Origin of the sequence: Nostoc parmelioides FACHB-3921, from assembly GCF_014696625.1 — a bacterium.
Lineage (GTDB): Bacteria > Cyanobacteriota > Cyanobacteriia > Cyanobacteriales > Nostocaceae > Trichormus > Trichormus parmelioides.
The window spans coordinates 89,745-104,475 of the sequence record NZ_JACJQL010000007.1 but is presented as its reverse complement, the minus strand read 5'-3'; the positions used below and the strand labels follow the sequence as shown (position 1 = coordinate 104,475).

At 41.9% G+C, this 14,731-nt stretch carries 10 protein-coding genes; 4 read left to right on the top strand and 6 right to left on the bottom strand.

Annotated elements, in window-relative coordinates; genetic code table 11:
* Positions 1–48 precede the first annotated feature (48 nt).
* The gene (rph, locus tag H6G14_RS07450; protein WP_190566450.1) at positions 49–792 is read left to right on the top strand and encodes a ribonuclease PH; all 744 of its coding nucleotides are present in this window, start codon (positions 49–51) and stop codon (positions 790–792) included.
* A 30-nt stretch (positions 793–822) separates the two neighbouring features.
* Here rph and H6G14_RS07445 read toward each other — a convergent pair whose 3' ends face one another.
* Complete coding sequence (locus H6G14_RS07445; RefSeq protein ID WP_190566449.1) at positions 823–2,364, bottom strand: phytoene desaturase family protein; 1,542 nt, start codon at positions 2,362–2,364, stop codon at positions 823–825.
* Between the two features lie 64 nt (positions 2,365–2,428).
* Here H6G14_RS07445 and H6G14_RS07440 point away from each other — a divergent pair, with 64 nt between their 5' ends.
* Both H6G14_RS07440 and H6G14_RS07435 read left to right on the top strand, forming a co-directional pair.
* The gene (locus tag H6G14_RS07440) at positions 2,429–3,211 is read left to right on the top strand and encodes an ABC transporter ATP-binding protein (RefSeq protein ID WP_190566448.1); all 783 of its coding nucleotides are present in this window, start codon (positions 2,429–2,431) and stop codon (positions 3,209–3,211) included.
* A gap of 45 nt (positions 3,212–3,256) precedes the next feature.
* Positions 3,257–4,669, top strand: coding sequence for an MlaD family protein (locus H6G14_RS07435; RefSeq protein ID WP_190566447.1), 1,413 nt, complete (start codon positions 3,257–3,259; stop codon positions 4,667–4,669).
* A gap of 14 nt (positions 4,670–4,683) precedes the next feature.
* Here H6G14_RS07435 and H6G14_RS07430 read toward each other — a convergent pair whose 3' ends face one another.
* The 5 genes from H6G14_RS07430 to H6G14_RS07410 form a co-directional block, all read right to left on the bottom strand.
* The gene (locus H6G14_RS07430; protein WP_190566446.1) at positions 4,684–6,831 is read right to left on the bottom strand and encodes a hybrid sensor histidine kinase/response regulator; all 2,148 of its coding nucleotides are present in this window, start codon (positions 6,829–6,831) and stop codon (positions 4,684–4,686) included.
* Between the two features lie 545 nt (positions 6,832–7,376).
* A complete protein-coding gene (locus H6G14_RS07425) occupies positions 7,377–8,660 on the bottom strand; it encodes a DHH family phosphoesterase (RefSeq protein ID WP_190566445.1) in 1,284 nt (427 codons plus the stop codon).
* Between the two features lie 945 nt (positions 8,661–9,605).
* A complete protein-coding gene (murJ, locus tag H6G14_RS07420) occupies positions 9,606–11,210 on the bottom strand; it encodes a murein biosynthesis integral membrane protein MurJ (RefSeq protein ID WP_190566444.1) in 1,605 nt (534 codons plus the stop codon).
* 88 nt (positions 11,211–11,298) lie between these two features.
* Complete coding sequence (locus H6G14_RS07415) at positions 11,299–11,805, bottom strand: pentapeptide repeat-containing protein (RefSeq protein ID WP_190566443.1); 507 nt, start codon at positions 11,803–11,805, stop codon at positions 11,299–11,301.
* An 85-nt stretch (positions 11,806–11,890) separates the two neighbouring features.
* Entirely contained in the window at positions 11,891–13,402 is a 1,512-nt protein-coding gene (locus tag H6G14_RS07410) for an LCP family glycopolymer transferase (RefSeq protein WP_190566442.1), read from the bottom strand.
* Between the two features lie 116 nt (positions 13,403–13,518).
* Here H6G14_RS07410 and H6G14_RS07405 point away from each other — a divergent pair, with 116 nt between their 5' ends.
* Positions 13,519–14,583, top strand: coding sequence for a mannose-1-phosphate guanylyltransferase (locus H6G14_RS07405; protein WP_190566441.1), 1,065 nt, complete (start codon positions 13,519–13,521; stop codon positions 14,581–14,583).
* Positions 14,584–14,731: the final 148 nt, after the last annotated feature.

Below are 14,731 nucleotides of genomic sequence, written 5' to 3'. Positions count from 1 at the left end.
GGTAACTTTAAAGGGGTATTCTACAATTAAAAGTTAGAGGCAACTCTCATGGTTTGGCAACGTCCCGATGGTAGAAAACCCTATGAACTCCGTCCTATAGATTTTCATACTAAATTTACTCGTTTTGCCCCTGGTTCGGTTCTGACAATATGTGGTGAAACCAAGGTGCTGTGTACTGTTAGCGTTGCGGAAAGTGTACCCAAGTTTCTTGCAGGTAGCGGCAAAGGTTGGTTAACGGCTGAGTATCGGATGCTACCATCAGCTACACAGCAACGACATGAGAGAGAATTATTAAAGTTATCTGGACGGACGCAAGAAATTCAACGTTTGATTGGGCGTAGTTTACGCGCAGCGTTAGATTTTGAGGCTTTGGGAGAGAGGACTTTAACCGTAGATGCAGATGTGTTGCAAGCCGATGCAGGTACGAGAACGGCAGCAATTACAGGCGGATTTGTCGCCTTAGCTGAGGCTATTTCTCAATTATTGCAGCGAGGGGTATTAGAGCGATCGCCTTTATGCGGACAAGTAGCCGCCGTTTCTGTGGGTTTATTAGAACAAGAAGCATATTTAGATTTGAACTATATAGAAGATGTAGCTGCAACGGTAGATTTCAACGTTGTGATGAATAAAAACTTAGGAATTATTGAAGTTCAAGGAACAGCCGAAGAAGGTAGTTTTAGCCGTACCCAGTTGAATCAGCTACTAGATTGCGCCGAAACAGGAATTAAGCAACTATTAATCGCCCAACAAGAAGCAATTACTGATTGGGATGAGTTGTTTGTGGGCAAGTAGGGAGTTAAAAGTTTGTCTTTTTATTCTCTCTCATTGCTTCTGGAGAATATTTAATAAATCTGTTGTTTGCGATCGCTCTACCAAGGTATTTGCACATAAAATACCAGAAGCTGCTACCGCCGGTACACCAATACCTGGGGTAGTGCTATCACCAACGCGATACAAACCCTGAATGGGTGTATGTGTACTCGGAAACATCCCTTGACCAGCCGCAATGGCAGGGCCGTAGGTTCCTTGATGGCGGCGGAGATAATGAGCATGAGTCAAGGGTGTACCGATAAGTTCCAAGACTACACGCTCTCTAATATCGGGAATGATGCGTTCTAAAGCACGGTATAAAGACTCGGCTTTCTGTTTTTTCTTCACTGCATACCCATCATTCCGTTCCCATCCAGCGTAGGATTCCAGGGTATAGGCATGAACTACATGATGTCCCTCTGGGGCAAGGGCTGCATCCCACACACTGGGAATCGATATCATACAAGTATTGCCTTGGGTAGTAATATCTTCACCAGAATCATGGACTACTACGTGATGTCCTGTTAAATTTTCTAATCCATTTGCCCTGATACCTAGATGCAGGTGCATAAAACTTTCTACAGCCGGTGTTTGTAATGCTTCTTGACGATAGGCAATGGGTAAATCTTCAGGACGTAACAAGTGATTGTAGGTGTCCCAAATTGTTGCATTAGAAATCACAATAGGCGCGTTGATAATTTCACCATTTCGTAACTTCACACCTACAACTTTGCCAGCTTCCAGCAAAATCTGCTCAACGTGACATCCCAAGCGTAACTGACCGCCCCAACGTTCCAACCCCCGCACCAAGGCATTGACAATTGTGGCACTACCCCCCACAGGATACTCAACTCCCACACGGGAACGTTCACCTAACATAAAAGCCACCTCAGGGGCAATTGTGCCGTGTGCCTTTAAACCAGAGAGGAGAAAACATTCTAAATCAATCAGTCGTCTTACCCAAGAGTCGTTAACAGTCCTATCCATCACATCCCCTACAGAAGACTGAACCAAGGGTAAGCAAGGTAACATTTGCCCCAAAGACATTAGGTAATGTTGCAGTAAAATCAAAATTACCTGCCAGTCTGAACGCAATGCTAAGGTGGGAATGCCTTTCATGGCATCGTATAAACCTAATAAGCGTTTTGTGAATTGCTGTAGTTCGTTTGCACCTTGGGGCGTGATTTTTTCTACTTCATGAAGGTATTTTTCAGTGTTGCTATAGACCGCAACAGTTCCCTCAGGAAAATGGTATTTTCCTAGAGGATCATACGGTACAACTGGGAGAGATTCACCTAAAGCATCAAGAACCTGTTTGATAGGATTCAAACTCTGGACATCCGTCAAACCACAATAAAAGGAGGGGCCAGAATCAAACTCAAATCCTCGCCGTTTAAAGCTGTGGGCTGCACCACCGGGAATTGTATGACTTTCGCACACAATCACTCGCTTACCATAACGTGCTAACAACCCAGCCGCACATAAACCACCAATACCGCTACCAATAACGATGATATCAATGGGGAAATTGGAAGTAGGGAGTGGAAAGTTCATAGAGAGTAATGACTATTAACTAATGACTATTGACTATTGACCAATGACTATTGACTAATGACCAATGAAACAACCACTAATTCAACTGAAAGGCGTTTCTAAGTCTTTTGGTAACAATCAGGTTTTAGATAATGTAGATTTGACAATTTATCGAGGTGAAGCTTTAGGGATTATCGGCCCTTCCGGAACTGGTAAATCCACAATCTTACGGATAATAGCAGGCTTAATTACTCCTGATGCTGGGGAAATTTATGTGCAAGGAGTCAAAAGGGAAGGGTTGATTGAGGATGGTCAAGACCCAGTGGGTATTGGTATGGTATTTCAGCAAGCAGCATTATTTGATTCTTTGACTGTAGAAGAGAATGTGGGATTTTTACTTTATCAACATTCTCGGTTAGAGCGATCGCGCATTCGAGAATTAGTCGCAGAAAAACTAGAAATGGTTGGTTTGCGGGGAATCGGTCATCTGTACCCATCAGAACTTTCTGGGGGGATGCGAAAACGGGTAAGTTTTGCCCGTGCGATTATGTCTAACCCTGATAATCCGGCAGAAGGGCCAGAGGTTTTACTTTATGACGAACCCACAGCTGGACTAGACCCCATTGCTTCCACTGTCATCGAAGATTTAATCCGTGACTTGCAATGTACACAAGGAGTTTGTGGTACTTATGCGATCGTCACTCACCAAGATAGTACGATTCGACGTACATCTGATAGACTGGTGTTTCTTTATCAGGGTCAAGTGCAGTGGGAAGGCACAGTTAGTGATATAGACAGTACCGACCATCCATTAATCAATCAGTTTGTCAGTGGGAGTGTACAAGGGCCAATTCAGGTAGTTGGTTAGTGAGTACTGAGTAGCTTAGGCCTAGTTTTTGGGTAGAGGTAAAATATGCGAGACTTAATCACCAATCGTTTTACATCGCAACGCACATTGAGGGAAGGTTCAGTAGGGTTATTATTTCTGCTAGGGCTAGGGGCGTTTGGAGTTATTCTGTTGTGGTTAAATAGGTATACGGCTGGTGGTAGTTCTTACAAAGTCCTAGTGGAATTTGCCAATGCAGGCGGGATGCAAAGAGGCGCAACAGTTCGCTATCGCGGCGTGAAGGTGGGCAGGATTTCTCAAATTCAACCAGGGCCAAATGCTGTAGAAGTGGAAATTGAAATTGCTCAATCTGACCTGATTATTCCCCGCGATGTGGTGATTGAAGCTAATCAGACTGGATTGATTAGTGAAAGTATTATCGATATCACACCCAAATCATCACTACCCACTGGGCAAACTCCTCCTAAACCTCTGGATAAGAATTGTGATAGTAGCCTCATCGTTTGTCATAATTCTCGGTTAAAGGGGCAAATAGGTATAAGTGTTGATGCGCTGATTCGTAGCAGTACTGACTTTGCGAATACATACACCAACCCCGAATTTTATCAAAGGGTGAATAGACTCTTGGAAACCTCAGCCCAAGCCGCCACCAATGTAGCTGCACTCACTCAAGATTTTCGCGGTTTAACAAAAAGCTTTCAAGGACAACTAGGTACTTTTGCTTCTACTGCTAATACTGTACAACGAGCCACTAATGAACTGACTGCTTCTACCACTAAAACCGTCAATCAATTCGGTGTCACAGCAGATAAATTTGGCACAACAGCAACTCAAGCGAGTCGTTTGTTGAGTGATTTGAATAGTTTGTTAAATACCAATCGCTCCGGCTTGGTCAGCACTTTGAATAATATTACAGAAACTAGCAATCAACTACGCTTGACTGTGACAAATTTATCACCAAGCCTGAATCGCTTAACTCAAGGAGAGTTAATCAAAAACTTAGAAACTCTATCTGCAAACGCTGCTCAAGCTTCGGCTAATTTGCGAAATGCAACTGAAACTTTAAATGATCCGAAAAACGCAGTGTTGCTACAACAGACTTTAGATTCAGCGAGATTAACTTTTGAAAATACCCAAAAAATTACGTCTGATTTGGATGAATTGACTGGTGATCCGAAGTTTCGGCAAAATCTCAGGCAATTAGTGAACGGCTTGAGTGGTTTGGTGTCTTCTACAGACCAAATAGAACAGCAAGCAAAGTTAGCCACTGTCCTAGAATCGATGAAAGCCGCCGCCGACAAACCTGATATTGCCATTCCCTCTCTTGCTACTCACCCATTACCTAATGCTGTGACAATTGCGAACAATCAGCCTCAAGTATCATCTCAGGAAAAATTGTTGCAGCAGCTACGGGACTATGCAGAACAAGGGAACAGTGAAGAGAAGCAGGGAAAAGAGAAAAAAACTAATGAAAACTGATTATTGACCATTGACTACTGACTACTGACTATTGACCATTGACCATTAACTAATTCAACAATGGCGGCGATTAATTCTTCGGCGTTGAGGGGTTTGGGTAGGTGTAGCTGAAATCCAGCTTGGAGGGCTTGTTCTCGATCATATTGTCGAGCAAAAGCTGTTAAGGCGATCGCGGGAATCGCTCCCCCCTGTTCTGCTTTCCAAGTCCTCACTTGCTTAATCAATGTATAGCCGTCCATATCTGGCATACTAATATCGCTCACCAAAACATCTGGTTTAATTTCTGGCAATAGTTGTAATACTTCTAACGCTGAAGCCGCTAAACTGATTTTGGCTCCCTCTTGTTCTAAAATGAAAGCCAGAAAATCCCGTGAATCAGCATCATCATCAACGACTAACACCTTGATACTCTCAAGAGCTAAAGAATTAGTTATTAATGATGCCGAACGATATTGTTCGTATGTCACATTCCCATCTTCTTCTGGAAGCATTGGTAATCGCACAGTAAAACTAGCTCCCTGTTCTTCACCAAGACTTTGTGCTGTTACCGTACCGCCGTGGATTTCTACAATTTTACGGACAATTGCCAGCCCTAACCCTAACCCACCAAATCTTCTGGTAGAACTGCTATCTGCTTGACGGAAGTAATCAAACACATAAGGTAAAAACTCTGGTTTGATTCCCTTACCTGTATCGCTGACTACTATTTGAGCATAGCCTTCCACCTTTTCTAAACTAACTTCTATCTTGCCGCCGTTGGGAGTGAATTTAACAGCATTAGAAAGGAGATTCCATACTACTTGTTGCAAGCGAGCAGAATCACCCATCACTTGCCCCATCTGAGGTGGAAAGTTAGTTGATACCTGAATTGACTTACTTTCTGCCGCTAGACGCATGGTTTCTAATGCCGTTAATGTAACAGTTACCAGATTGACTTTTGTAATATTAATTACTAGTTTGCCTTGCAATATTCTGGAGATGTCCAACAAATCTTCAATGAGTTGTACTTGTAATGTGGCATTACGTTCAATAGTGGCTAGAGCTTGGGTTGTCCTAGCTCTGTCGAGTTTACGCTCTTGTAACAATTTAGACCAGCCGAGAATTGCATTCAGGGGGGTACGTAACTCATGGGACAGGACGGCTAAAAATTCATCTTTAATTCTATTGGCTGTTTCTGCTTCGGCTCTGGCTGTTTGCTCCAGTTCCAATAGACGCGCTCGTTCTTCCAAAATTTGTTTTTGCTCATGAATATCTGTACAAGTTCCAAACCACCTAACCACCCGTCCTTGGTAGTCTTTAAGTGGGAAACCTCGCCCTAATAGCCAGCGATAGGAACCATCAACAGCACGTTTCAAGCGATATTCATTTTCGTATAATGTACCAGTTTCTACAGCGTTTGACCATGTTTCATAACTACGTTCTAAATCTTCTAAATGCAATGCTGTCAACCATCCGGAACCCAAAGATTCCTCTAAGGTTAGTCCAGTATAATCACACCAATTTTGATTAAAATAATCGCATTCACCATTCGCGTCAGCTGTCCATACAAGTTGGGGAATTGCTTCAGCTAAATAACGGTAACGTTCCTCACTTTCTTTGAGAATTTCTAAGATGCGCTGACGTTCGTTAATTTCTTGTTGTAATTTTTCATTGGCATTAGTGATTTCATTGGTGCGTATAGTAACTAATTCTTCCAAATGATTTTGATATTTTCTCAGTTCTGCTTCTACTTTTAATCGTTCACCAATCTCATTTTGTAGGTCTTTATTTGCTCTTTCTAGTTGAGCAGGACTAGGTAGTAGAAGGGCTTTGGGGACTAAAGGCATTAGTGCTAATGCCGTAAATAAGGATATTATTGCTGTGATAGCTTTTAAAAAACCTGAAACCCAATAAGTGGGATACCAAAGTGTCCAAATTTCCATGATGTGGGTTGTACCACAAGCTACTATAAATCCACTAAACAACAAAAACATCCAATAAAAAGGTAAATCTTGTCGTTTACGCACAAAGTAAAAAAGAGTAGCCGGAATAGAATAATAAGCTAGTGCAATCAGTCCATCAGATATTATGTGTAGCCACACTAAATCCGTTTGCCATAAATAGCAATGACCATGTGGAATAAATGGTACTGAATTAAAAAAATAAGTCCACAATTCTGTCATATTACTTGAAATAGATACCTGGTTTTTTCTAATTTAATTAATGGCTGAAAATCTTGTTTAAAATACACTTTATCAAAGGTAAAATACAGTCGTGTTAAAATATTTTGCTTATTGAATGCTTAATCAAAAAATGATATTTTTATAACAGTAAACTTTTAGCACACCCTAACATTGAACCAGATTTTAACTCTAGCCAATTTTGCCGGGGAATGTCATAACAATAGCAGTTCTTAATTTTAACTAATTGGCGATCGCTCCACGTAGGGCGGCATAAATATTTTAGAACTTACGCGCCAAGGTTATCTGTTGAGACAGGGTTCGAGGGTATAAGGGTATAGAATTTTACTACTTTTGATGAATAGAAAACACATCTTTTGGGGTCTAAAACTCATGCTCGTTTTAGCTTTAAGTGAGCTGTATCGATTTATACTAAAATTCCTCTTTCTCTCCCAGACACCAGGGAAATCAGAACGGTAATTGCTAATTAAGTAATGTTTATTACTAATTATCAATTACCATAGCTTCCTATTCCTTAAATGCTAGGCTCATTCTGATTGAATTGGGTTATCTTTAGGATTAACTAATCTCAGCAGCTTTTGCTTGATTTGAGCATCGAATACTTCCCATTTCATTCTGGCATAGGCAGAGTTTTCGTTACCCCCAGACAAGAAACCCATAGGAATTTCAAAGCCGCCAGCGCCTGTCCTTCCGCCACCGAAAAATCGACCTGTACTATCCTGACCAAAGGCTTCTTTGATAAATTCATCGGGGTCTAGGGTCAGTTTAGTTGTTCTCAAGGAACCAATGACTACTTCTAGCTCATCGTCTTCATCATGAACAATGCCGTAAACTACGGCGGTGTGGACGTTTTCTTCTGTTACCAGAAAGTCAGCAGCTTGGGGGATAGCGTCGCGGTCGTCGTACCGCAAATAACCAACACCAGCAATAGAAAAGTTATTTTGGACAATACGATTTTTGAGCGATCGCTCGATCACATCCATCACCCGCTTGGAACGGTTAGCCTGAAGGATGGCGTTGAGCAATTGAGCATCATAAAATCGACTGAGATAGGCAGCTGCCATAAAGTCTTCTTCTTGGGCTTGCATCAGTCGATTTGTATCCGATCGCAAACCGTGCATCAAGGCAGTCGCACATTTAACGTGCTGACTAATGCTGCTATCTAAACCTAACAGACCAGCCTGGAGATACTGAGTGAAGATTGTTGCCGTTGCTCGCACGTAAGGACGAACATCCACAAAATCAGCTTTCAGTTCTGTCTGTAAGCTGTGGTGATCAATCACTGCAACTAGGGGGATACCTGCTTGCTGAACAGATGTGAGTAACTGACTGGTTGTCCCTTGGTTATCAATTAAAATAAAACCTTGATAACATGATAAGTCTTTGCCCTTAATAGTTTGTGGTGTCCAACGCTGGGCTGGTAAACCGGTAAGTTTCACTAAGGCAATATTTTCTTGGTGGCTTAAAGTCCCGGCATAAATAATTTCACACTTGATATCATATTGCTGGGCAATTAGTTGGTAAGTCCACGCACAAGAAAGAGCATCGGGGTCTGGGAAGTCTTGCAATATTATCAACTGACGCTCATGTCGGTGTAATAATAGCGTTTTTTGCAATTCTTCTGACTTTTGAAAGGCAAGAGAATTGTTTCTTTGCCCTAGATAAATACCTACTCCTTCACCTGTCGATGCTGGCAAAGATGGTCTAGTTATTGTCACTTCTGCTTCTTTGTCTACTTCCGGTTCTTCTGGATTTGGCTCTTTAGTCAACGAAAAACTCTCAGACTGCTTAAATGAAGAATTCAATTGCATAAACAAAGTTCTTGTAAATGTGAGGCTCCATTTATTTGTTCAGAGATATTGCCATCAGCAATTGACTGATTTGACCCCACATTCTGATCTTCGCAAAAATCGAGCAATATGGGGATACATATCTCGGTATATTTTTTGTCAAGATGGTGAGTCAGCAATCTGATCAATTTCACCATCCTGTCGATGAAGGATGTCAACAAAGATTGGAGGTTTTTGGGAAGGTATGATTCAATGTTGCTCAATCTTTGTTGTCTTTGCTTGATCAATAAATACGCTCTTGAAGCAAAGTTATTTGCTATCACAGCTTTTGCAAATTCCCATTTAAAATGGATATTGTGATTTTGTAAAATTTATGTCTTGTTTATCGATTATACTGAGCATATTTTTTACTGAATCGCCAGTATTTTTTTGTCAGTTGCTAGCTGTTTGAGGTGGCGAGGTTCAGACGTTTGGCGCATCGGTGATTTTAAAACATTTTCGTCTCCAGGGACACACTGCGCGAAGACCTTTAACTACTGACAAAATTTCTATTTCCTTGTGGGTAGATATCTTTAAGTTTCTCTATTTTAGCTTGATAGAAGCTTGGTTTTGATACCATATTCCAGTTTATCCTTTGCTCGGCAGATATTTGTGCTTTGATGGTCTGTTTATCAATAAACAATTTTAGAATTACTTATATTTTCAACTAAAAAGGGGAATAAGTACGCTGTTTTGTTTTTAAGTAGCATAATCCATTGTGAAGACTGTTGACTGTCAACGATCAACAGTCAACAGGTATACATAACTAACAACTTGGGCTAATTAAGAAAAATCCCCGGTGGGTAGCCGGGGGGTGTTGATAATTAAGTACTCTGGCGTGGATGACATTGAATTTAATGACAATAGCAATTTGTAGAAAATTAAACTAGCCAAACTGCCGATCGCTCACAATCAGGCTGGGAAAGTCTATTTTTTCAAGAAGCGCTGACGCATCCGCACTACAAAACTATTGACTTCTGGTATTTTCATGAGTGAAGCGATCGCGGCAAACACCGCAATTCCCACAAAGCCAGATATACACAATTGCAAAATTTGAATTAATAAACCTTCTTTCCCTAACAATTGCTGAGAAGCGGCGAGGGTAGCAAAACTAGCAATCCCAGCGATAACACTACCCCCAGTCAAACCCAGGATTGGCAAGCCCCACTCCCGCCAAGGTAAGCCATTGAGACGGCGATCGAGTAAAAATAACAGCATCAACATGGAGCTGCAATTTACACCTACTGTAGCTAATACTAAACCAGGAGCGCCAAAAGGTTTAACTAAAAACCAATCTAATAAAGCGTTGAGCAGGATGTTAAAAGTGCTGATACGAAAAGGTGTTTGTCCATCTCCCAAGGCGTAAAATACCCTCACCAAAACATCCCGCCCTAAATAAGCGAACATCCCAATACCATAAGCCACCAATAAGGATGAAACTAACTGTGTAGCATCTTGTTTAAATGCACCGCGTTCATAAACTACCTGCACAATTGGCACAGACAAAGATATCAGCAACGCTCCTAAAGGCAGCATGGTGACAGCAGTCAGTAATAATCCCTGACGAATACGTAATTTGAGGTCTGGCCAGTTTTCAGGTTCTGCTAGTTTGGCGAAGATGGGTAATAAAGGCAACAATATAATATTAGAAATAATCCCCAAAGGCGTTTGTACTAAAAGATTGGCATAGTTAAAACCAGCCGCCGCACCGGGAATTGGGCTAGCAAAATAGAGGTCAGTAGCCACATTAATTGGCATCATCCCCGAAGAAATTGTTGCCGGAGTCATGACTCTAATGACTTCCTGGACTCCAGGGGATTTAAAATCAAACCTTAGCCTTAAACTGCCTAGTCCTAATCGCCACTGTACAATTAGCTGGACTAACCATTGGAGAATTGCCCCAGCTAAGGTTCCCCAAGCCAAAACCATACCGCCAATGAAAGCGTATTCTGGCTTGATAATGTCTTTGCCTAATTGCAAAGCCATGATACCAATACCAAATACAACTGCCACGCTGGATAACAAGGGACTGATGGAGAGTAGCCAATATTGATTAGCAGCGTTGAGAGTACCGAAGCCGATGCCGATTAAGCCTGAGAATAAAGCCATCGGGGCCATAATCTGGATTTGTTGAATGGCGATCGCTCTAGTTTTCGCCTCCAAACCATGACCAACAAGATCCACAATATTATCTGCCAAGAAAATCTGGGCTACCGTCACTAATAACAGCACTCCCCCCACTAAGGTAGTCACTGTTTCCACCAGGGGGGCTGCTTCTTCTCGCTTGCGCCTAGCCAAAACGCTGACAACTGCACTATGTAATGGCCCATTCACACCCCCCAGTAATATCAATAAGAAACCGGGGATAATGTAGGCATAGCTGTAGGCAGTTGCAGCTGCGCCTACACCAAAAGCAGCTGCGATCGCCTGTTGCCTCACTAAACCAAATACTTTACTAATTAAAGTGGCTGCGGCAACAATGCCAGCAATCCCAGCGAAAGAACGAGAAGGTTTTTGTTCTTGATTAGTCACGAATAGTACCCGACAACTCTTGCAGAGTGCATACCTGAAAACATTAACTCGAAATCTTACACTCTGTCAGGTAAATTTTCTTAACTATTTATTTACAGCCCAGACTATCACGGGTCGCAACACCTGTAACTGGATTTATCCCATCGGCTCTTTCACACAGCAAAGAAACTTGATAGCGATCGATTATCGCATCTGTAAAATCAGCACCAGTAATGTCAGCATCATAAAAGCGACTACGGGTTAAAGTTGCTTCCGTGAAAATGGCATTTTTTAAGTTGGCATTGTCTAGAGTTACTCTATCTACTAAAGCGCCTGTCAAATTTGCCCCCGACAAATTAGCCTTTAATAAAACACCTTTGGTGAGAATAGCGTTAGTTAAATTTGCGCCTTGAAAGTTTGTTCCTCGCATTTCCGCCGCGACAAAATTGACCCCTATTAAATCAGAATTGGCAAAGTCACGGTTTTCCAGATTTGCATTGTTGTAGTTAATTGTATTAACTTGAGCAAACGCAGGTTGGGGATTGACAATTACCCAAAACCAAGCCAGCATAACAATAATAATTAAACTAAACAATTTGACTAAAATCTTATTCATAAATTTATAAGTATATTAATAGTCAAAAGTCAACAGTCCAGAGCCACAACTAATGACTAATGACCATTGACTAATGACTAATTTACTATTTCCAATCTTTCCCAATCCTAATTGTTAGGTCAGATTCTAAATCCCCTGTTGATTTAGTTTCTAGCAAACCGATTCCTAAGACTTTTTTCAGGTCAAAACCAGCTTGGCGGTTGCCTTTTTGGATAATAATTTGGGTTTGGCGCTGAGTATCAGGCCAATCCGGTACAGTGTAAATATTTTTAAAACCTTTTTGTTTCAAGTAAGCAATAACTTTTTCCGTTAGCTGGGGTTGATTGGAAGCATTTTGAATAGCAATTTTGAGCTGAGAAACAGGCCGAGAATCTTGTTTAAGACCAGGCACATCTACCCCAACATAATTGTTTAATAGATTTTGCTGTCCGGTCATATTCAGCCAATAGCTATTGGGGTCTTTACTAAATTTGCTGAATGTACCAGGCAACATGGTCATTTGGAAATTATCCCGTTCTAAATTCACGGCAAAATTTACCAAAGCCATCATTTCTTCTGTCTTCAAATTTGTATCAAAATATTTCCGCATTAGGCGGGTTAATTGAGGTAATCTGGGTAATACAGTGGGACTATTCAGCCTTTGCAGGATTGCTGCTACCAGTGCTTGTTGTCTCTGGACTCTAGATAAATCCCCTAATGTTTCCTCTCGGTAACGAGCAAATACTTCTGCCTGTTCACCGTTGAGAGTTTGCCAGCCACTAACTAAACTCACCCTAGAGCGACTGCTGGGGTCTTGATATTCCATTGCTGTGGGTACAAAAACCTCAACACCACCCAACTGATCGACTAATTGCCGTAAACCACTAGTAGAAATACGGATATAGCGGTCAATTCTGGCATTATTTAAAGTCCGGCTGACTACTCTGGCTGCCAATACTGGCCCGCCTTGAGCATTAGCCTCTGATACCTTGGTGAGTCCCTTTTCTGGGATAGCAATCATGGTATCCCTGGGAATTGACAGCACCCGTGTAGTTTTACTTTCTGGGTTGAGTCTGACCATCATCATGGTATCGCTATTACCAGAGAAACTTTCTGGTGAGCCATCAACAGCGCCTTTGACTGGCTCAATTCCCATGATGAGAATATTCATGGGCTTGGATAGCTGATATTGGGATATTTTGCTCCACAATTCCCCAGGCAATGGCATTTTCTGCTCATTTTGACCAGAAACGCCCAATTCTTCCTCAGTGCGATCCAAATTGCTCCACAAAGGAGTCCACAGCGCCAAGGTGGATACTAACAGCCCAGATAGGATGACCCCTAAAACCACTGTCAAAATCCACAATAACCAACGAGGCATGGTCAAGCCTAAGCGCTCGTACAGTTCATTGGGTATTGCACCAACAGACTCAACCACGTTACGGGAAACAGTGGCTGAATCTTGTTCAGTTTCTACCTCTATTTCTTGTGCTGATACTGGTTGAGATATGCCCTGGTTTTCTACCAGTTGTATTTGTGAAGACCCCACCTCTAAATTGAGATCCGGTATTTGTTGAGGTGCGACCTGATTATCCGACCATTGAACCTGTTTAATCACAATTATCTCCCCACTCAACCACTCCCTAAAATTTATGTTAAAGCAAGCTACCAATCTTGCCAGTGTAAGACCGCACTGTACACTTGAAATGTTCTACCGTTTGTGTGTATGACAACATGAGTAGCCCATTGTTCCCAGTAATCCTGGCTGGTGGTAAAGGCGAACGTTTTTGGCCTCTCAGCCGCCAAGACCGACCCAAACAATTTTTAAGTCTTGATGGTAGTTCCAGAAGTCTATTGCAATCAACCGCCGAACGACTAGTTAAGTTCGCAGGCGAGTGGAATGACTTATGGGTAATCACCTCTAGTCAGTTAGGACAAGGGGTGCAACAACAACTACCCGAATTACCATCGCAAAATTTGTTGACTGAACCGCAGGGTAGAGACACTGCTGCTGCCGTTGCTTGGGCTAGTTTGGAAATTCAAAAGCGTTATGGTGATGACGCGATTATAGGCTTTTTTCCTTCTGATCACTGGATAGCTGATCCAGAGGCGTTTAAACGCACCTTAGATGCTGCTAGCCAATTAGCGACAAGCACAGAGGCAATTGTCACTTTGGGGATCAAGCCGACTTTCCCATCGACTGGTTACGGCTACATTGAACAAGGTGAAAAAATTGGTACCTTTAATGAGTTGCCAGCTTATCATGTCAATCGCTTTACTGAAAAGCCTATCCGGGAAAAAGCCGAAACTTTTCTATCTACGGGACGATATAGCTGGAATAGCGGTATGTTTGTTTTCCGAGCCGGAGTTGTTCTCAAAGAACTCTATACTCATGCGCCAGAAATCATTGAACCACTTGTAAAACATGGGGTTGATGTTTATCCCCAGTTACCTAAGAAGAGTATAGACTACGCACTCATGGAAAAGACAAATCTAGTATATGTCTTACCAGCAGATTTTGGGTGGGATGATTTAGGAGATTGGAATGCGATCGAGCGTTTACTCAAAAAACCGGATGATCATAATGTAGAACTAGCTACTCATGTAGGTCTAGATACTCAGGGGGCGATTGTTTATGCGACTGATCCAGAGGATGTAATTGTTACTATTGGTTTGGAGGATGTAGTGATTGTGCGCGATCGCAATGTTACTCTCATAGTCAATAAGGAACGTACCCAGGAAATCAAGCAAATTCTCAAAACCTTACAAAGCGATCCCCGATTTACTGACCTACTCTAATTATACTAAGTTGTAAAAGTTAAAACCCTTGGCAGAGGTTGAAATGCGGGGTTTTTATTATAACTAGCTAAGAGGAAGTGCTGAGTCTTGAGTCCTGAGTGAAATTCCCAACCTGAAACTCGAAACTCAGCACTAATTTGTTACTACT